Genomic DNA, 19,939 nt, shown 5'->3' on the forward strand with positions numbered 1-19,939 from the left:
CCCCGCGGTCAACGCCGCATAATCAACGGGTACAGCAACCGGTAGACCAAAAGCCCGTCGGAGCGCGCCACGTCCTGGTGCAGCCCGACCCGGTTCAGCCGGTACCGGTCCGCTGTCACCGGATTCCACCCGTACCTGGTGGTGAAAGCACAGGCGTAGCCTTCCTCGCTCAGCAAGGCAACGCCTGTATCGTCATAGTTGCCGTTTGGGAAACAAAAAGCGACTTCGTCTCCCACCACCCCGTGTGCCCTCAGCTGGTCCCTCGAGTCGGACAGCTCGCTCCGCACCTCTCCGGCGCCAAGTGAGGTGAGCATCCGGTGCGAGCAGGAATGCGAGCCGAAGGAAACCAGGCCGGAAGCCCGCATCTCGTGGACCTGCTCCCAGGTGAGGAAGTCCGGCGGCGGGGTGGCCGGCACCGCGACCCCCTCCAGCGAGCGCAGCAGCGAAGCGGTTTCTTCTGCACTGCAACTCTTGAGATGTACCGTCAAGGCTTCCAGCACGGCCGCAACGTCCTCTCCCAGCGGCAGTCCCGGGAACCGCCGCTTGACCATAGCGACCAGTTCCGCCTGTCTCCCCGCGGTGACGGCCCCCTCGAAGAGACGCCTGAGGGACTCGCTCCAAAAACGTCGTCCGGTGCCGATGTAGTCGGTCGGCAGGAAGACAAGCGCAGGCACCTCGTGCCTTTGCAGCAGCGGATAGGCATAGTCGTAAAAATCGGACCAGCCGTCATCAAAGGTCAGGATGCACAGAGGCCTTTGGCGCTCCGGGGCCGGATTCTCCACACCGACGAGGTCCTGCACGCTCCCCAGCCGGAAGTGGCGTTTCAGGAACTCAAGATGCCTTTCGAAGGTATCCGTCGTGACGTACATCCCTTCCTGGTGCAGCCGGCCTTGCTCCGAGGCAGGGAGGATGCGGTGGTACATGAGCACCAGGTATCGGGTGCTCCCGATACGCTTCAGGACCAGGTCGAAGAAACGGGCATGGTAGAGAAGCGACCCGGCCAGGGATTTTATCCCCGCTTTGAGGCTGCCGGTTTTCATGCCGCCCCCAGGATGCTGTCATAGAGTTCCTGGTAGGAATGAATCATCCCCTGCAGCGTGAAGCGCTCACCCGCGTCACGCTGCGCGGCGGCGGCAACGCGGCGCCCATGGGCCGGGTCGTTGCGGTAGGAGAGGATTGCGCCAGCCATCTGCGCCGGTTCGGCGACGTCAACGAGCAGGCCGGTCGTGCCGTCTACCACGATCTCTTCGGGCCCGCCGCTGCGGGTGGCGACGACGGGTACGCCGGCCGCCATGGCCTCCACCACCGTGAGCGAAAAGCCTTCGCTTAGAGAGCATGAGAGATAGACATCCGAAGCGGCAAAGAGGTCTGCAACGTCGTCCCGGTAACCGAGGAACCTTACGCACTCCCGGATTTTCAGTTCGTCACAAAGAGCAAGCAGCTCCGGGTAAAGCTCCGTTTTCGTACCGGCTATCACCAAAAGCGCCTCGGGAACCGTCGCCCGTATGACAGCGGTCGCCTCCAGGGCGTCACGGTAACCTTTGGCTGGCCTCAGGTCACCGACACACAAGATGACGTAGGCTCCATCCCCGATCCCGAGACGACCTCTGGCCTCACCCTTTGGCGGCAGGGTCTGGAACCTGGAAAAGTCGACGCCGTTGTAAATCACCACCGACTTTCGTGAAGACGCGAGACCGGCTCGGACGAATTCCCGCTGCAATCCTTCCGAGACGAAGACCACACTGGAGGAAAACCCGTTGATCACCAGCCACTTCAGCCTGCTGCAACGGTCATCCGGGCTGACGTCGACGACCCCGTGGAACGTGGAGATCACCGGGACTCCGGTCAGGGAACGGAGCGCGCTGGCGTACACGTTGGTCGTGAACAGGTGCGAATGCACCAGCTGGATGTCAAGCCTGCGCACCAGCCTGAATATCCCCAGCAACAACCGGCAGTCGAGGGCGCCGGGGCGGGTGTCGACAAGCACCGGGCTCCACCCGTCGGCGACGAGCCGGTCGTACAACGGGCCGGGATACAAGAGCGCCACGTGGGGGGTATACCTGCGCCTGTCGACGCCGTTCACCAACTGGGCGAAGATGTTTTCCGCGCCTCCTGTTTCAGACGACTCTATGAGATAAAGGATGTTTCGTTTCATGCCTTGATTTTTTTTCGCGCCGCGCTGTTGAGCGCAACGGTCATACCCAGGTTCACCCAGAAGTACGGGTAGTACATGACGGTGACGAAAAAGCCGGTCACCAGGTAGCCGACCAGGGCGCAGTCCAGGCCGTGAGCCATACCGGTGATGAAAGCGGAATCTTCCGTGCCTTTCACCATCTTCCTGGTGTCATGGTTGTTCTTGAAGGTGATGAATACCAGGGAGAGAAAGGCGGCCAGACCCAGGTAGCCGAGCTCGGAGGCACACTCGATGAAGATGTTGTGGCAGAGGTCGCCGTTGCCTCCGAAAAAGCGCATGTCGGCCGCAGCCCAGTTGGCATACCCCACCCCCAGGAACGGGTACATCTTTACCATCTCCAGCCCCTTGTCCCAGCGGGCCATGCGGTTGATGGAGGTGGCGTCGGTGCCGACCGCGGAAAACCTGCCGAGCTGCTCGGCAGGTACCACGGAGTAGGCGACAACCACCAACAGGGCCACCAGGAAAAGCGCGCGCCATTTGCGGCTGCTCTGGAAGAGCATCAAGCAGACCACGGACAGCGCGCCCAAAACGGCGCCCCTTGAAGAGCTCGAGATGATCCCGGCGAGTGCGGCTGCCGGGAACAGCCCGAAGAACCACTGCTTCCATCTCGGCCACCCCTTTCTGAGGGAGAGGAAGAAGTAGGCCGACAGCGAAAAAAAGATGCACATCTCTATGCCGAACTCGCCTGAATTGGCAAACCAGCCGGGCCCGCCGCCGGTGCCGTCCTTGCCGAAGCCAAACCCTATGCTCGCCCAGCCTCTGAAGGCGAACTGCGCCATCTTGAAGTTGTAGACGAGGAACACCAGCATCATGAGGAGAAAACTGTCTTCGGTATCGAAGGCGTTGGCAATCAGCAGGTAGACCAGGAACCAGGATATGACGATGTATATCTTCGACAGCGAGGTCTCGGTGGAGAGCCCCATGATGCTGGATGAGAAGATCACCACCAGCAGCAGGAAAAAAAGCTTCCCCGCCGGGTTCCTCACGAAGTTCTTCTTGGTAAGCACCAGCAGCAGCATCGAGACGACGATGGCCACCGCGGCGTACGGCATCACGTCCAGCACCGGGTACAGAGTCTGGGGACGGATGTACTCGAAGAACAGGTACAGGTTGACCGCCCAGAACAGCAGGTCCTGCCGCCTGACGAAGGCAAGGAGAGAACGAAGCTCAAGGTTCTTGAGATCGCCCCCCGCATCCGGAAAATCCACCGTTGTTGCAGCGCTTTTGACCGCTTCCATGGTGCACCTACCTCATCTGTTTGGCATAAACATCTTGCATCTTGTCGGCGTACATCCTGCTGTCGAAGTGCTCCCGCACCCTGGCCAGTCCGCGCCCGCCCATTTCCCTCGCCAGCCCCGGTTCCTGCAGCAACCGCACGATGGCAGCCGCGAGATCATCCGGATCCCCGGGCTGAACCAGGGTCCCGGTTTCCCCGTCGACCACTATGTCGAGCGGCCCGCCTCCCCTGGTGGCGACCACCGGCTTGCCCATCGCCATCCCCTCGATGACGACCATGCCGAAGGGCTCGGCCCTGGTCGAGGCGTGCACGACGACGTCCATGAAGTTCATCAGGGGGGGCACCTGGTCGCGGTAGCCAAGAAAGACGACCTTCCCCGTCAGCCCCAGGTCGGCCACCAGTTTTTTCATCTCGACCTCGTAGCTCTCGTCGCCGTCGGAGGCCCCCCCGACGATAAAGCCGATCGCCCCCGGCACCTGCCTGGCGACCTGTTGCGAGGCGAGAATGAATTCCCTGACACCCTTCCACTGGATGATCCTGCCGAACAGCCCGTAGCGGCGCGATTCCCTGGGGACGTTCAGCTCCGCGTAGAGATGGTCGCACGCATCGGCGGTTGCGAAGTTCTCGAGATCGAGTGCGTCATGGACCAGCGTGATCTTTTCCTCCGGCACTCCGAGGTCGCGCAGGTTGTCGGCTATCGCCCCGGAGATGGCGATATGGTGGTCGATCCACCGCGCGTACAGCCTGGTGGCGAAGCTCACCTCCTCGAAATCCCTCAGGTGAGCCACGCACGGAACCCCGAGGAGCTTTGCCGCCATTATCCCGGGCAACTGGCTTCCCAGGATGTTATTGAGGTGGACCAGGTCGATCTTGTGTCTGCGCCCTATGTTATAGTACCTGATTGCCTCGGGCAGATACACATAACAGATCCAGAACAGTGATCTCAGAACGGTTAACAGCCTGGCAAAGGCCTTCAGCTTGAACAAGGGAAACGGCGCGATGCGCCTGTAGATCCTGTTGTCGATCCAGGGAAGCTTCGGGATGTAGTGATAAACAACCTGCCCCTCGAAGGCCCGGCGCAGGTACTCTATCGGCTGCCCGCTGACCACGACGCATTGGAAGCGCTCATCGAGGGCCCGGACCAGGTAGCCCAAGCTGATGATGGCGCCGCCGAAGGTGAAGGTGTTGTCCAGATACAGCACGCGGATCGGTGATTTCATAGCGGTTCCCTCGCGAGCAACATCTGGTGCGCGGCCACGTACTCGCCGCAGTGCGCCTGAAACAACTTGTGATACCGGGCTGAGCGCGCCAGGTACCGCAAAAAGGTCACGTAGTGCAGCAGCGCCCCCTGGCCGCAGCCCAGGTAAAACGCCGCCAGGGGAAGACCGGCGAGGGGTAATGCCAGCACCGCTTCGAAGGCAGCAAAGAAGTTGCACCCGCGCCGGATACGCTCCTTCTGGATGTAGTGGTTGACCAGGTCCACCGCCGGGAACTCGCTTTTCCTCCCGGTATCCCAGTCGATGACACCACGGACGGTACCGGTCACCGGATGGACCAGCACGTTGCCGTACCCGAAGTCACCATGAGAGGAGACAAGCTCCAAAGAGCGGCCCAAAAGCGCCTTCTTGATACCGGATACGGTGGTGCACAACGAGTCGAAGAAGGATTGGTCGATCGCCGGGCAGGCCCGGATCACCTCCATGTCCTCCCGGAACAGCGCGTCCAGGGTCGCCTGGTCCAAAAGCACGCGGTGCCCGCTGGCTTCTGCCAGCCGCGTCAAGAAGAGCTCCATGTCCCGGTCGGTGCGGCGCCGGATCCAGGGGGTCAGCCTTTTCCAGGCCAGCTCGCCGGGGAGCTTCGTTTCCAGGTAGACGGTGACACCGGGCCTCGTGCGCCGTCCCAAAGGGGTCGGGATCAGGCGCTGCAAAGCGGCGTCGCCAAGGCTGCGCAGATACCCGAGGTACTGCGCGTTCCTGGCGATTATGGCGTCGGAAGCCGCATCGAAAACCAGGCGTGCGACGAAGCGCCGCCCCGTCCCCTGCTCCGCGAGGAACAACACCACGGCACCCCGCGAACGGACGTCCACGCGCTCCACGAAACATGCGGAGCTCCCGCCGACATGGGCGGAGACCATATCGACCACGTCCCCGATGAGCATGCGCCCCCAGGAAGCCGAAGGGAGGACGACCACGACAGCACGCCTGGCAAGAAACCGGGCAAGCACCCCCTTTCTCGTCAGAGAAGCCGCCGGGAAAGCGTCATACCGCGTTGGGCGACCGGAAAAGTCAGCCGCAACGAGTTCCTGCAAACCTTCCCCCCCTGCAGCCGCAAGGAACCGCCGGGAGAGCGGGACGGCTTCAGGGCAGAGCCTTTCCAGGCGCCCCCGGAAAAGCTGCCACCGTTCGGCGAAGGTCAGCGGGCACGGGTCTTCCCCTCTTCCCCGCGACAACAGGGGGTTTTCCGCGACAATGACCACCACGCGATTCGCCGCTCCCCCGGCGCGCCCCTCAAGCAGAGCCGGTAATTCCCGCGACGAGCGCAACGCGGAAGAGTGCAAAAGGATCGTGGAGAACGGCTCCAGTTCGGATGGGTCGGACGGCAGCGAGTCGGCCGGCACGGCGCCGGCGTGTAATTCGCGCAGATGGCCAAGCCGCTCCCCGATGACGAGGACCCCTCCGGCCGCCCCTTCCGTATCGCGGCGGGTTTCGGACGCCGCCGCGGCTTCCGGCGTCGCCCCCCCACGAACTGTGGCCTCTGCGCACGACATTGCTAACGTTTCACCCCTATGGTCATGAAGCTTTCCGCGAATGATTCAAACGGGCCGCCGATCCTTTTCCTGTACAGATTTCTCTGCAACAGGTCGCACACCTTGATGCCGAGGTGCGTCGACCAGGGAAAGTAGTAGGAGCCCAGACAGACGGGGAAGGTCTCGACCCGGTCCAGGCCGCTGTCCCGGTAGAGCCCCTCCAGGTCGGCCCAGTCGATCCAGCCCGACTGGATGACGTCCCCCGCCGATTCCTCCTTTTTCTTGTCCATCCAGCGCGGGCTCTTGGTGATGATGATGAGGTGCCCCCCCGGGGCCAGGAGCCGGGCGCACTTGCCGATGACGGCGGCCTTGCTGTCCATGTACTCGAGGGCGCGCACGGAAAAGATCACGTCGAAGCTACGCTCGAACGCAACGTCGTCGCTGCCGAAATCACCGCACCGGGCCTCGATGCCCGCCGCGGGAAAGCGTTCGGCGAGGACCTTCAGCATTTCCGTCGAGATGTCGACGACGGTCAACTGCCGGGCCCTTTTCAGGCAGAGGTCCGTCCACGTGCCCGGACCGCACCCGATCTCGAGCATGCGCTCCACGGTGCCGGCAAGCCTGCCGAGGGCGAAGTCGACGGAGGCCTTGGTCTGGCGGTAGTGACTGCGGCTGATGGGGTTATTGTTCCAGCGGTAATCGAGGTAGCCGACGCCGAGCTCCCCTACCAGGCTCTCGTAATGGCTTTTGGTGGCGACGGACAGCGTCTTATCGATGGTTTCGGACATGTATCTCTCCCTGTGGCCCGGTTTCAGGGCCGCTCCGGCTGCAAGAATTTCAAGGTGTTGCGGACATAGTGCACGGCCTGCTCCCTTTCATGAAGGGTGAGGGCCACGCGGCATGCGGCAAGCACGAAGACGGTGAAGAGCGCTCCTCCGCCAACCAGGCCGGTGAGCAGCGAGTAAGAATCGAAGGCGGTTTTCGCGACATAGGTCCCGACAGCCAGAACCGATACCAGGGCAACGGGGAGCCAGTCATAGGCAAGCGGCAGCACCCGTTGCGACGCATAGTAGACCCAGAAGAACCTGGCCGCGTAAACGACCACGGTCGCCCAGGCCGCGCCGTAGGCCTGCCATTTCGGGATGAGCAGGAAGTTGACGACCAGGACCAACACGCTGCTAAACACCGCGCACACCGCGTAACTGCGGGTCTGATTCTGTACCAGCAGGCCGAAGTTGCAGAACGCGGTCCAGGCCTGCAACACGGCTGAGACCAGGAGAAGCGGCACCAGGGCATAAGCCGGATGGAACGACTTTTCCGCCATGATCTCGACGGTCTCCCTGGCGAAGATGGCCACGAAAAGAGCCGACGCGATGACGAACAGACTGAAGTAACGGAACACCTGGAGAAAGACGGCCTGGCCGTCGGGCTTCTTGTAGATTTCGAAACGCTGCGGCTCCCAGATCTGCTGGAAGGGGACCACGGCGAAGCAGGTGAGTATGAAGCCGAACTTGTACGCGAGCGAATAGATCCCCACGGTGGTCAGGTCTGCATAGGAGCGCAGGAAGAACCGGTCGGAAAAGGTGAGCAGGAAGCTCCCCAGGGACCAGAAGATGATGGGGAACCCGTAGCGCACCATCTCCCGTGCCTTGACGCCGCAGAACCTGAGCCCGGTCTCGCGTATCGTGTAGATCGACAACAGCACCGAGAGCGCCAGGTTGACGATCAGGGTGCTCTTCAGTATCCCGAGCGGCCCCGCCTTGAGGAGCACGACGAAGGAGATGTTCAGGGAAAGCTGGAGCACCAGTTTCAACAGGCTGAAGCCGACGAACAGCGCGGATTTCTGCCGGACCTTGAGAAAGATGCTCGGCAGCTCGATGCCGACGCTGAAGAACAGCGAAAAAAAGGCCACGACGAAAAAGGGCGTGTGGGCACTATCGGAAAAGACCAGCTCCGAGAAGCTGCCGGCAAAGCACAGGCACAGCAGCGCGGTGACTGCAAAGATCGCACTCATCAGGATGAATGCGGTGCTGATGACGGCGTTCTTGTCGCTTTCGTCGTCATATTTCGCATAGAACCGGTACACGGTGGCCGCTATCCCGAGACCTGCGACCATGGAAATGACGTCGGTAGTGAGCCCCACCAGTTCGAGTATCCCGTAGTCACGTGGGGACAGGTAACGGGTGTACACCGGCAGCAGCAGGAAGCTCGCCGCGCGCTGTGCGAAGGTTCCCACCGTGTAGGTGAGGGTATGTCTGCTGAGGCCTTTGAGAATGTCGCTCATAATGCACCGGATGAAAAACGGCACGTGCCTGAAAAGGCACTAGCCGGCCAGGATATCTTCTATTACAGCTCCGACGGAGGCGACGTAGCGGTCGAGGGAGAACCGCGACAGGACGATCTGCCGTCCGGCCGCCCCCATCCTCTCCCGGAGCGAGCGATCGGCAGCCAGGGTGAGCATGGCCTGCGCAAGAGCGGCCGCGTCACCCGGCGGCACCAGGATTCCGGAACTGTTGTCGTCAATGATCTCGGGTATGCCGTCCACACGGCTCCCGATAGCGGGTAACCCGCAGGAAGCGCCCTCGATGAGCGAGACGCCGAAGGCCTCCCTGCGCGAGGCAAGGAGGTTGATATCGAATACCTGCTGGTAAAGCGCCAGTGGTTCGGCCACCTCTCCCAAAAATGTCACCGCCCGCTGCACCCCCATGGTCTCGGCGGCACGCCTGAAGGCGGGTTCGTCCGCGCCGCTTCCCGCGAGCACGAGGTGCAGGGCGGCGTTACTCTCGCGTGCCAGCGCGAGCGCCTCCAGCACGACGTCGATCCCCTTGCGGTAAATCAGCGACCCCACCTGCCCCAGGACGATCCGGTCGGCGGGTATGCCCAGTTCCGCCCTCTCCCCCCCGTCCCGCTGCCGTGCGGGTGTGAAGCGCTCCGTATCGACGCTGTTGTAAATGACGGTCGAGAGCCCCTTCGGCCTGACCTTGCCGCAGAACTCGTCCCTTATGGCCCGGCTTACGAACACGCGCGCGGTGACCCTGTTCATCCGGTACAGCAGGATGTACCTGAGGTTGTACGGCGACCTGACGTGGGATACGATGGGCACCCCGGCCAGCTTGGCCGCGTAGTAGCCGGCCTGGGAGGGAAGGCCGTTGTTGCAGTAGACCAGCCGGATGTCGTTCCGTTTTATGTAGCGGGCAAGGGAAAAGACGGTCCGGAAGAACGAGGCCACCTGCAGGCGGAGGTAGCGGCCGTCGACCATGACCTCGGGGATCTCGGCGCAGCGGGCGGTCACGCCCGCGGCCTCCAGGGCCTGCCGGTACCGTTCCCGGTTGCAGATGGCGAAGAGCCCGAACCTTTCCCTGTCCAGTCCGTACATGATCTTCAGGAGCGAGATCTCGCTCCCCCTCATGGCGTCGTCGCCGTAATGCAGAAACAGCAGGTTGCAGCGGCCGTTCCGCCCTCCCTTGCTCGCTACTGCCGGCAGCGAGTCCACGGCGGCCACCTAGCGCTCCACCGGCCAGTAGCCGGGGAGCAGGTTCATCACCTTTTCGGCGAATGCGCCGGTCGTCTTCTTGGCCGAAGGCACCATCGCATCGGGAGCCGCCATGTACACCTCGACGAACGCGCCGTCGTTGCGGTTTCGCAGCACGCGCCCCTTGAAGCGTTCCAGATTCTGCCGCCAACCGGTGGCGACCACCTTGGTTCCGGCGGTCTGGTACCAGTGCAGCATGACGGTGCTCGCCCCGTCTTTCCTTGCGAGGACGTAGTTCACCGGGACGGGCTCCGGCCTTCCCTGCTGTTTCAGGGTCACGGTCCCGGTGTCCACGATGGCAGCACCTGCGCCGGGAAGGCAGGCGTATGGGTTGTGCCCGGTGCGCCCCCCTTTGGCCGTGCCGTAGTAGCCAATATAGAGAGTGACGACCTGCCCGTCGGCGTTGCGGTAGTGGCGATAGACATGCTGGTCCGCGTTCAGCTCCCGGTACACCAGCTCCGGGAAGACATCGTCAATGCCCCGGTAATCGCCGATGGTCATGGGCAATTTCTCCAGGTTGGTCCGCACCACGACGACCCGGGGACGGGCCGCGATGAACCCGGCGGCGGTCCCGGCGCAAACCAGCAGCACGAGTGCGAACAGGAAGACCTTAGTTCCGATCATGGGACACCTTCCTGGTAAGCAGCAGGTGGATCATCCAGAGCATGAGCAACCCGAATGCGAAAACCGCCAGACCGGAGAAATCGTGCAGGAAGCCGCGGGCGACCCTGTCGCCGAAATAGTTGGCCAGTATGCCGGTCCCGCTGATCCGGATGATGTTGGCAGTCATGGCGATGGGGACCGCCGCGACCACGATGAGCGCCCGCCGTTGCCAGCCGACCGGGGCCAGGTAGGCGAATATCGAACCCAGCATGGTGAGCGACATGATCGACCTGATGCCGCTGCATGCCTCCGCGACCTCGAGCTGCGTCCCCACGAAGTAAAGCATGTTCCCCTCGCGGTACACCGGGATGGCGCACATCTGGATGATCCAGGCGGAGAGCCGTGTGGCGATCAGCTGCAGCGGCATCGAGACGAGACTCATCACCGAGTAGGGAACCGGGACCATGAAGAGCAGGAACAGGACCGGGAAGGCCATGACCCGGATCCACGCGTTGCCCAGACAGAACCAAAGGAGGCCGAAGAGGGACGCCACCATGGCTATGCGCGCCGGGAAAGCGGCCCCGCCCGCGAAGCTCACGAGGTAGATCGCCAGGCTCGCTGCGAGGATAACGCCTCCCCACTTGGCACAGTCGATCTCCCCCGCGCTAAGTTCGCCCTTTTGGTGCCACAGGAAGTAGAGCGTCACCAACGGGACCAGGAAGCCATGGTTGTTGTCGGAATGGCTACCCCACTCCCCCACCATCTCCGGCACGATGGGTGAGAAGACCGCTAACCAGAGGGCGACCAGCAACGAGAGCTTTATCTTGTCGTTTCGCGATAAAGGCATGCAGATTCTCTCCATGAACCCTCAGTTCAACGGGCCCGGTACGACTCCCGCACCAGCCCCAGCAGATCCTCGAGGTCGCGCATCCTTACGTACGGGTGCAAAGGTATCGTCACCAACCGGTGCGCCACCTGTTCGGCGCAGGGAGCGGCGCAGGCCGCCATGCCCCGCAGTTGCGGGATGTTCGGGACGGCGTCCGGGTAGGCCGTTGCCGCCCCCAGCCCGGCCGCTTCGCTTTTTTCGATCAACCACCGCCTCTGCTCCCCATCCTCGAGCAGAACGGGAAACCTGATCAGGTTGGCGAGCGCCCCCCCGAGAGGGGCCGGCACCTCGAGCCCCGCCCGCTCCAGGACGGCCGCACGCTCAAGACGCGCCGCGCGCATCCGGGCCAGTTTGTCCTGCCACCCAAGCGTCAGCCCCGCCTGAAACGCGCCCAGCCGTTTGATCCCGAAACCGGGTTCGAAGGTGGTGTCCCCTATCCCGAGGAACGGCAGGGCCTTGGGAAGCCAGAACAGGCCGGGGCGGACCAGGACACAGAGCACGAGCGCGTAGCAAAGGGCCGTCACACCATCGATCCACCCTTCACGCGGCAGCGCCCCGGTGATCCGCCCTATGGCAGCGCCCAGTCGCGCGTCCCCCGTCAGGATGATGCCGCCGGAAACGGTGGAGAGGGCCTTGCCGCGCCCCAGGCTGAAGAGCGCGACGTCCCCGAGGGTGCCGAGCTTTCTTCCCCCGGCCTCTCCCCCCATGGCCTGGGCCGCATCCTCGACCACCGCGACCCCGTACCGGGAAGCGGCCCGCCTGAGCCGCTCCACGTCGGCGGGAAGGCCGAAGAGGTGGGTGGAAACCGCGCACAGGACACGCCCCCCGGCCAGGGCCTCTTCGAGCTTCGCCCAGTCGAAATCGAGCGTGCGGGGATCGATATCGCAGGGGCGCACCTTGAGCCCGGCCCTCACCACCGCCGCGGGGACCGAGTAGCAGGTGTAGGCGGGGATGAGGACCTCGTCCCGGCCCGCGCCGGTTTCCTTAAGGGCGGACAGGATCACGGCGAGGGCCGCCTTCCCGGAACTGAGCAGGAAGACGTGGGGCATGTCGTAGTACCGCTTCAGCTCCTCCTCGAACCTTTCGAGGGCCTTGTCGCCCGAGAAAAAGGCCCGGACGCCGCAGAGGATTTCCCTCAAGGATAACGGTGTGGCTGCCGGGGGAAGAGTTCTGCCGATGCGCATGGGACCGCTCCTCTAAGGTATGTTCCTCACGATGGGGGGACCCAGGATTCTGGTGAGCGCGACCGGCAGCCTCTGCCACCCCTTCACCGCGAGACGGAACTTCGGGTTGGCGGGGTTGAGCTCCGGAGGCCTCACGCCGTCTGCCAGGAGGTACTGCCAGTAAAGGGGGACCGGCTCAGCGCCCCACTGCCTCTTGAAGTGGTAGGTCCCCTCCCCCGGGGTCGAGCGCCCGAAGTCGAACTGTCGCGCCCCCGCACCGATGGCGAGCCTGATGGCCTCCCAGTAGAGCATGTTGTTGGGGCAGCAGTCCCGGAAGTCACGGTTGGAGGAGGCCCAGGGTACCTCGACCGTGTCCCGGAAACGGGTCATGATGCCGGAGGCGATGGTCTCGCCGTCCGCAAGCACCGAGATGACCCGTGCCTGGGCGTCCCGGGCCTCCAGCACGTTCTCGAAAAACGCCCGGCCGTACACCGGTGTCCCAAGGTCGCGCATGTTGCGGCAGAACACCCGGTAGAACCCGTCCAGCAGCTCCCGCCCCCCCGTGGCGACCTGCAGCCCGCTTTTTTGCGCCTTGCGCACCTGGTTGCGCAGCTTGGGGCCGAAGCTCCCCCACTGGCCGTCCGGGTCGGCGGCGAGGTCCAGGATCATGGTGACCTTGTGACTGCGGGTAGCCAGCCCGGGGAGGGGCTCCCCCAGGTGACGAAGCTCGAGGTAGGACGCGCCGCGTTCGGCCATGAGCCGCTCCCCCTCCGCCAGGAGCGCGTCCCGCGCGGCGGGGTCGCTGCAGAGCACCCCGCCGTAGTTGAAGAAGGGGACCGAAACCAGGAAGCTGCCAAAGAGCATGCTTTTCATATGGACGACCGGGAGCACCCCCACGGTCGTGCCGCCGGAATGGGCCAAGAGGTAATGCCCCGGGTGCCCGAAACTCTCCTCCAGCACCCGCCTCCAGAAGTAGCGGTGGTAGCTGGTCGCGGCCGGGTGGGAGCAGACGAAGCGGTCCCACTCCTGTCCGTCCCCACGGTAGCGCTCGACCGAGACCACGTTCATGAGTACACCCCGGTGATCTCGGCGAGGGGCTTTTCCCCTCCTGCCCCCGACAGCGCCTCGCTCATGGTGCCGAAGCGGATCCCCGACAGCAGTTGCCGCAGCTTCCCCTCCGTCTTGGCAAGGTTCAGATAGTGCCGGAACCGGGACTTCATTCCCGCGCGGATGCGCGGCTGGTCCGGGTCCATCTCCCAGGGGTGGAAGTAGAGCACCGCGGGCTCCCCTTCCCTGGCGTTGATCGCGTCTATGCAGCGGCCGAGCAGGGAGGCCGGGAAGAGCCTCAGGTACCCTCCCCCCGCCACCGGCAGCAGGAACTCCCGCCCCGCCAACCGGAGGGGGTAGGTGCTGAGGGGAAACTCCCGGATCACCCCCGAGGGGCGGCGTATGAGATGCGGAAAACGCGGCGCACCCGGCAGACCGTAGATGTCGTGGTAGACCGGGAAGATGCTCGAGTCGAAGCGGAACCCCTCCTCGATCAGGATGTCCAGCGCCCAGAGCGACCGCCTCGTTATCGAGTAGCTGGGCGCGCGGTAGCCGACCACCTGGTCGCCGGTGATGTCCTCCAACAGCGCCTTGGCGCAGCGCACGTCCTCGCGGAACCTCTGCGGCCCGATGCGGTAGACGAGTTCGTGGCCGAAACCGTGGCAGGCGATCTCGTGCCCCCGGTCCCGCACCTCCCGCACCAGGTGCGGGCAGCGCCTGGCCACCCAGCCGAGGATGAAGAAGGTCCCCCTGACGCCGAATGAATCGAACAGGTCCAGCACCCGCGCCGTGTTCCCCTCCACCCTGAGCGGGTACTGGTCCCACCTGTCCCGTTCCACGTACGGATCGAAGGCGGAAACCTGGAAGTAGTCTTCCACATCGACGGTGAGGGCGTTCACGACGTTCATCTGGTCAGCCTCATCTCCACGATCACGCGGTTTGCCTCGACTCCCCCCAGTGTGCTCCCAAAGCTGTTGCGATAGGTGATGTAGGTGTAGTTGGTGCCAAGCACCACGTGATCGCCGAGGGAATAGTCCAGACCGACCCCACCGGTCATGTGGTAGGGGTACTCCGAGCCTCTGTGTCCCTGCAGACGGTCCCCGGAAAGGTTCATAGTCATGGCAAGAACCGGGAGCAGCTCGTAGCGGCCGTTCAGGCCGAGATAGATCTTTTTCTGCACCTCCCCCGCGGCCCGCTGCTGCTTGTCGAACTTGGAGTAGGAGGCGTTGAAGCCCGCCGACCCGCGCGAGAAGCTGCGGTTCAGGGAGGCGTAATGGGTGACGGTCCTCGTGATGATGGTCTGCGGGTCCTCGGCGTACTGCACCTTGGTTCCGGCAGCCGCGTTCACCACTCCGAAGTCATGCCCGGCACCTACGTCCCAGAAAGGGTTGTTCATGCTGGCGCCGTTGTCGAAGCGCTGCCAGTCGTAGCCCAGGTTACCGTAGATAAAGGTACCGGGGCGGTAGTCATAGCGCAGCCCGGCATATACCTGGTGCAGATCGAGGTTGTTCATGCTGGTAGTGACGCGGGCGTAGCTGTAATAGGTGCTGAAGACAAGCCCTTCCTTCACCTCTTTGCTCCAGGTGGCGAAACCGTCATGCTCTTGTTTGTCGATCCCCAGTCCGCTCCAGTAGCGGGTGTCGCGGTAGCGGTAGCCGGTCTTCAACGAGGAGTCGCCGGGAAGGCGCCACGTCACGTAGGGGGATATCAGCGCGTTGTTCTGCAGGGTCTGATTCACCACCAGGCTCTCGGTGACCACATCGCGCACCACGTCGGTCGACACACGGCTGTAGCTGTCCGAGAGGTCCAGGTGGAGGAAGTCATCCAGGAACTTGAAGGCTCCCGTCATGGAGGCGCGGTGATCGAATTCGTCGCTTCGGCTTCCCTTGGCGAAGTAGCGGTAATCGATGCCGTAGGAAAGAGCCGCGGCGAACCCGCCCCCGTCGGCCTTCAGGGCGAGGTTGGGCTGGACCCGGGTCACGTAATCGGTGACCGGACTGCGTGCGTTCTGGAACAGGTTGTCGTTGTACTCCTGACCGACGACGAGCGACGGGGTGAACCGGTAATCGGCGGCCAGCGCCGGGGCCCCGGTGGAGAGCGCCGCCACAGAGGCCAGGCAGGTGATGCCTAAGAGAGCGTTTCTCATTTCTTGCCTCCCATGCCTACCCCGTCCATGAGACGCCGCGCAAACCCCGCGGCGGGACGGTCCGGCGCAGAAAGAGCCAGCCCCTGCACGGCGCTGGAGACCGTGGCGAGCCTCTCACCCAATTCGGCGACCCGCCGGTCCTGCTCCGCGGCCCGGTGGGAGAAGTCGGCCTGCATCTTGTGCATGGTCTCCGCGACGCTCTTCAGGGCCTGGGGAAGCCTCGCGGAGAGCTCGTCCTCCATGGCCTCCAGACGCCGCTCGATGCGCCCCAGGAGCTCCTCCCCCGCTTTACCGCCGGGAAGGGCGCCCTCGGGAGGGAGGTCGGGACCTCCCCCCCAGTAGGTCCTCTCGAAGTCGAGGTCGGCCCCCACCTCCTCGGTCATCTGCGCGGTGACGGTGCGGACCTCGTCCGCGAAGGCGGCCAGCATGAGAAAATCGCAGATGATGTTCACTAGGCGCGGGATGCCGCGGCTGAAGCGGTAGATGAGCTCCACGGCCTCCTCGGTGAAGTGGACCGCCTCGGGGTTGCCGGCGACCTTCATGCGGTGCAGGATATAGGCCCGGGTCTCCTCCAGGGACAGGGCGTGCAGGTGGCAGCTCACGCTGATGCGCTGGCGCAGTTGCATGAGCCCTGGGCTCGCCATGGTGTCGCGCAGCTCGGGCTGCCCCACCAGGATGATCTGCAAAAGCTTGTTGTGCGAGCTCTCCAGGTTGGAGAGCAGGCGCACCTCCTCGAGCAGGCCGGCCTCCAGGTTCTGTGCCTCGTCGATGATCAGGATCGGGTGGTTGCCGGCGGCGTACTGATCGAGCAGGAAGTCGTTCAGGTCCCTGAGCAGGGAGACCTTGTCCTTGCCCGCCGCGTCCATGCCGAATTCCTCGTTGATCATGGCCAAAAGCTGCTCGATGCTGACCCGGGTGTTGAACACCTTGGCGAGCACCACGCGCTCGTACTTCTTGCCGATCAGGTCGCGGATCAGCGTGGTCTTGCCGCTCCCCACGTCGCCGGTCAGAAGGAGAAAGCCCGCCCGCTCCCTGATGCCGTAGTCGAGGTAGGTGACCGCCTTGCGGTGCGACCGGGAGAGATAGATGAAATCGGGGTCGGGCACCAGTTCAAATGGTTTCTTTGCAAAGCCGAAAAATTCCAAGTACATGATCTGTCGCCTCGCTGGTTACGGCGCCCCCTGGTAATGCTTGTAGTAGGAGTAGCGCTCCCCATGCCCAACGTCGTCGGCGCCGTTGTACACCACCCCCAGGAGCCCGGGTCCCTTCACCGCCTCGTACGCCTCCAGGAGCTCGTCCTGGGAAGGAAGCCGCTCCCTCACCACCAGGAGCACCCCGTCGACGATGTTGGCCAAGACCCGGCTCTCCGCGAAGGGGAGCAGCGGGGGCGTATCGAAGATCAGGTAGCGGTCCGGGTAGCGGTGTTTCAACTCGTCCACAAGGACACGCATCTTCTGCGAGGTGAAGAGCTCCACGGGGTTTTCCACCCGGCTCCCGGAGCGGATCAGGGAGAGCTTGCCCAGGCCGGTCTGCACGATGGCCTGCGGGATCTCCGCCGTCCCCTTCAGGATGTCGGCAAGCCCCACCCCCTGCTCGATCTCGAGGTAGTGGTGCAGCGAGGGGCGGCGCAGGTCGGCGTCGACCAACAGCACGGTGTGGTCCAGCCCCTGGGCCAGGCTCACCGCAAGGTTCAGGGCGGTCAGGCTCTTCCCCTCGCCGGGAACGGAGCTCGTCACCATGATCGCGTTTTTGAAGGGCTCCCCGTCGGTCAGCTTGACCAACACCGACTTCAACTTGCGGTACTCCTCGGCCGCCGGGCTGTGGGGATCGAGGAGGTTCACCAGGAAGGGATGCTTGGGCGCCAGCACCCGCTCGGGGGGGACCGTCGGCGGCACGCCGGCCGGGGCCTGCGTGTGAACTGAACGGTCGACCTCGGCCGCGCTCCCATCGCCCGGTTGCTGCGGGATCCCTTCCTTTCTCAGCTGGGCGGCTTTTTCCATCGCCATTTCTATTCTGCTCATAGATAACCTCTCTGCCGCCGCTCCCCCCTCGCGCGGGGTGGGCGGGGCGTCGCTAGTGCATCATCCCCTTGATCCCCTGGCTGACCGGCGCCAGGTGGTCCAAAAGCCTGTCCATGTAGGGCAGATCGAGAAGTTCCATGGCCGGGAACACCAGCAGGAGCAGGAAGTACAGGGCCGCCCCGGCGAAGATGCGCAGCGATCTCCTGCGCAGCTTCAGCGCCTGCGGCAGGTCCAGCATGCGCGGCACCACGGCCAGCACCGGCACCCCCAGCCCCTTCACCATGGAGACCTCCTTCACCGACCCGTCCAACTGGTCGCGCAGCGCCAGGAAGCCGAGCCCCCCCGCCACTCCGGCGAGTATGCCCGCGAGCATGATGATGAGCCGGTTGGGACTCGACGGCTTCACCGGGAGTACGGCCGGATCGACGATGCGGAAGGTGGTGGACTTGTCCTGCACCTCCATCTGCTTGGAGACCTCGGACTGGCCGTGCCTGGAATAGAGCTGGTCGTAGATCTTCTTCTGGTTCTCGCGCTCCACTTCGAGCTTCGCGAGTCCCGCCTTGGCGGTCGGGATGCTCTGCAGGGTCTGCTTGCTCTGGGATATGTAGCGCCTAAGCCCCGCCTCCGCGTTCTTCAAGGCGGTGACCTCGGACTCGATCTTGGCCAGCTCCTGCGGGTCCAGGGGCTGCGGTTCCGCCCCCTTTCTCGCCTTGAGCTGCTCCTTGACCGTCTCGATGTCGCTCTTCACGGTGAGGACCTCGGGGTAGCTGTCGGTGTACTGCACCCTCAGGTCGTCCAGCCTTTTTTGCAGCGCGAGCAGCTTGGACTGCAGGGGGTCGTTGGCCTTGCGGGTCGCCTGGCGCATCCCCTCCAGCTGCCTGCGCCTGAGCTCCAGGTCGTAGAGCTTTTGCTGGGCCAGGTTGATCTCCTCGAAGAGTTTCCCCTCGTCGATGGAGATGATCCCCCCCTTCTCGCGCTTGTAGGCGTTCAGGTCGTTCTCGGCTTTCTGCAGCTTCACGTTGAAGGCGGAGATCTGCTCGGAGAGGAACTTGGTGGCGTCGTAGGACTCGCCCCTCTTGGAGGAGGTGTTCTGCTCGATGTACAGCCGCACCAGGGTGTTCACGAAATCGCGCGAAATCCTCGGGTCGGAGTGCACGAAGGAGATGATGAAGAGGTTGTTCTTCTCCTTCACCTTCACCGTGATGTTCTTTTGCAGCTCCTTGATGAGCTCCTCGTTGTTCGCCTCCTTGCCGAGGTTCATGTCCAGGCTCTCCATGGTCTTGGTGAGCAGGGCGCGGCTGGTGATGGCATAGGTGAGGACGTTGATGGTGTCTTCCATGGAGGGGGTCACGGTGATCCCCTTGACCAGCTCGCTGATCACGTTTTTCTCGATGAAGACCGTGCTCGACGACTCGTACTTGCGGGGCAGGAGGTAACTCACCGCGAAGACGACGGTCATGATGACGAGGGCGCAAAGGACGTAGAGCTCCTTGTGCCGGGCCACGAGCTGCATGTATTTCCTGTATTCGGATTCCTGCACGGCTACCCCCTTGAGCTTAGAAAAAGGCTTCCTTCACCAGGACGTAATCCCCGGCCTTCAGGTCGATGTTCTGGGAGAGATCCCCCTCCTTGAAAAGCTTCTTGGCCTTGACCTCCAGGGAGCGGGACTGCTCCCCCTCCTTCCTCCTGACCACCACGTCGTTCTGGTCGGCGAACTTCGTGAAGCCCCCCGCCTCCAGGATGGCCTCCATCACCTTCATCCCCTCGCGGTACTCGATGGACTTGGGCATGTTGACCGCCCCGAGGACGTAGACGCTGCGGTCGGTCAGAAGCGGCACGAACAGCGAGTCGTTGGTCTCGATCACCAGGTCCTGGGTGGTGTCCCCCTGGATGAAGAGGCGGTGCAGGTCGACCTTCAGCTTCTTGCCGTCGCGCAGCAGGTACGCGTTTCTCAGGTCGGCCGTCTTCACCTCCGGGAGCATGCACAAAAGCTGCAGCAGCGTGGTGCGCCGGGACAGGTCATAGACGTTGGCCTTGACGCCGGAGCCGAAGATGTAGACCTTGGAGTTGGTGATCTCGCGCACCGTGACGGTCACGATGGGATTTTTCACCAGTTCCTTGAGGCGCCCGGCCAGGTGGGTCTGCAGCTGGCTCGGCGTGCTGCCGCTGGCGACCACCTCGCCCAGGCCGGGGACGGTGATCTTGCCGTCGGGGCGCACCCGCACCGGGAAGTTCAGTTCCTTCACGCCCCAAACGGCGATGTCGAGGGCGTCCCCCTCGCCGATGACGTAGTCCCCCCCAAAAACCGACAACGGGAAGCTGCAAAGGACCAACAGCAACAACAGCCAGTACCTCATCCTCATG

At 63.6% G+C, this 19,939-nt stretch carries 18 protein-coding genes; all 18 read right to left on the bottom strand.

What is annotated here, in order from left to right; translation table 11 throughout:
• Positions 1-8 precede the first annotated feature (8 nt).
• The 18 genes from KP004_RS11415 to KP004_RS11500 are packed head-to-tail and all read right to left on the bottom strand — an operon-like array spanning position 9 to position 19,938.
• Entirely contained in the window at positions 9-1,040 is a 1,032-nt protein-coding gene (locus tag KP004_RS11415; protein ID WP_216798671.1) for a polysaccharide deacetylase family protein, read from the bottom strand.
• Positions 1,037-2,155 (bottom strand): glycosyltransferase family 4 protein, encoded by a 1,119-nt coding sequence (locus KP004_RS11420; RefSeq protein ID WP_216798672.1) that lies wholly within the window; start codon positions 2,153-2,155, stop codon positions 1,037-1,039. Before KP004_RS11420 ends, KP004_RS11415 begins: the two co-directional genes overlap by 4 nt.
• A complete protein-coding gene (locus KP004_RS11425; protein WP_216798673.1) occupies positions 2,152-3,432 on the bottom strand; it encodes an O-antigen ligase family protein in 1,281 nt (426 codons plus the stop codon). The genes KP004_RS11420 and KP004_RS11425 overlap by 4 nt, the downstream gene beginning before the upstream one ends.
• Positions 3,433-3,439: 7 nt before the next feature.
• Positions 3,440-4,651 carry a glycosyltransferase family 4 protein gene (locus KP004_RS11430; protein WP_216798674.1) on the bottom strand — a complete coding sequence of 404 codons (1,212 nt, stop codon included), beginning with the start codon at positions 4,649-4,651 and terminating at the stop codon, positions 3,440-3,442.
• Positions 4,648-6,198: a phosphotransferase gene (locus KP004_RS11435; protein ID WP_216798675.1), complete on the bottom strand. Its 1,551-nt coding sequence runs from the start codon at positions 6,196-6,198 to the stop codon at positions 4,648-4,650. The genes KP004_RS11430 and KP004_RS11435 overlap by 4 nt, the downstream gene beginning before the upstream one ends.
• Positions 6,199-6,200: 2 nt before the next feature.
• Complete coding sequence (locus KP004_RS11440; RefSeq protein WP_216798676.1) at positions 6,201-6,965, bottom strand: class I SAM-dependent methyltransferase; 765 nt, start codon at positions 6,963-6,965, stop codon at positions 6,201-6,203.
• A 23-nt stretch (positions 6,966-6,988) separates the two neighbouring features.
• Positions 6,989-8,461 (bottom strand): lipopolysaccharide biosynthesis protein, encoded by a 1,473-nt coding sequence (locus KP004_RS11445; RefSeq protein WP_216798677.1) that lies wholly within the window; start codon positions 8,459-8,461, stop codon positions 6,989-6,991.
• Between the two features lie 39 nt (positions 8,462-8,500).
• A complete protein-coding gene (locus tag KP004_RS11450; protein WP_216798678.1) occupies positions 8,501-9,679 on the bottom strand; it encodes a glycosyltransferase family 4 protein in 1,179 nt (392 codons plus the stop codon).
• Positions 9,680-10,333: an exosortase C-terminal domain/associated protein EpsI gene (locus KP004_RS11455; RefSeq protein WP_216798679.1), complete on the bottom strand. Its 654-nt coding sequence runs from the start codon at positions 10,331-10,333 to the stop codon at positions 9,680-9,682.
• Positions 10,320-11,159 carry an exosortase A gene (gene xrtA / locus KP004_RS11460; protein ID WP_216798680.1) on the bottom strand — a complete coding sequence of 280 codons (840 nt, stop codon included), beginning with the start codon at positions 11,157-11,159 and terminating at the stop codon, positions 10,320-10,322. The genes KP004_RS11455 and xrtA overlap by 14 nt, the downstream gene beginning before the upstream one ends.
• 26 nt (positions 11,160-11,185) lie before the next feature.
• The gene (locus tag KP004_RS11465) at positions 11,186-12,382 is read right to left on the bottom strand and encodes a DegT/DnrJ/EryC1/StrS family aminotransferase (RefSeq protein ID WP_216798681.1); all 1,197 of its coding nucleotides are present in this window, start codon (positions 12,380-12,382) and stop codon (positions 11,186-11,188) included.
• Between the two features lie 12 nt (positions 12,383-12,394).
• Positions 12,395-13,429 carry a FemAB family XrtA/PEP-CTERM system-associated protein gene (locus KP004_RS11470; protein WP_216798682.1) on the bottom strand — a complete coding sequence of 345 codons (1,035 nt, stop codon included), beginning with the start codon at positions 13,427-13,429 and terminating at the stop codon, positions 12,395-12,397.
• Positions 13,426-14,316: an XrtA system polysaccharide deacetylase gene (locus tag KP004_RS11475; protein ID WP_216798683.1), complete on the bottom strand. Its 891-nt coding sequence runs from the start codon at positions 14,314-14,316 to the stop codon at positions 13,426-13,428. The genes KP004_RS11470 and KP004_RS11475 overlap by 4 nt, the downstream gene beginning before the upstream one ends.
• Positions 14,313-15,554 (bottom strand): TIGR03016 family PEP-CTERM system-associated outer membrane protein, encoded by a 1,242-nt coding sequence (locus KP004_RS11480; RefSeq protein ID WP_216798684.1) that lies wholly within the window; start codon positions 15,552-15,554, stop codon positions 14,313-14,315. Before KP004_RS11480 ends, KP004_RS11475 begins: the two co-directional genes overlap by 4 nt.
• Positions 15,551-16,705, bottom strand: a complete 1,155-nt coding sequence (locus tag KP004_RS11485; RefSeq protein WP_216798685.1) for an XrtA/PEP-CTERM system-associated ATPase — start codon at positions 16,703-16,705, stop codon at positions 15,551-15,553. Before KP004_RS11485 ends, KP004_RS11480 begins: the two co-directional genes overlap by 4 nt.
• 18 nt (positions 16,706-16,723) lie before the next feature.
• Entirely contained in the window at positions 16,724-17,575 is an 852-nt protein-coding gene (locus KP004_RS11490; RefSeq protein WP_216798686.1) for an XrtA-associated tyrosine autokinase, read from the bottom strand.
• A gap of 52 nt (positions 17,576-17,627) precedes the next feature.
• Complete coding sequence (locus KP004_RS11495; protein ID WP_239026776.1) at positions 17,628-19,115, bottom strand: XrtA system polysaccharide chain length determinant; 1,488 nt, start codon at positions 19,113-19,115, stop codon at positions 17,628-17,630.
• Positions 19,116-19,131: 16 nt separating this feature from the next.
• A complete protein-coding gene (locus KP004_RS11500) occupies positions 19,132-19,938 on the bottom strand; it encodes a polysaccharide biosynthesis/export family protein (RefSeq protein WP_216798687.1) in 807 nt (268 codons plus the stop codon).
• Position 19,939: the final 1 nt, after the last annotated feature.

Origin of the sequence: Geomonas oryzisoli (genome assembly GCF_018986915.1) — a bacterium.
GTDB lineage: Bacteria > Desulfobacterota > Desulfuromonadia > Geobacterales > Geobacteraceae > Geomonas > Geomonas oryzisoli.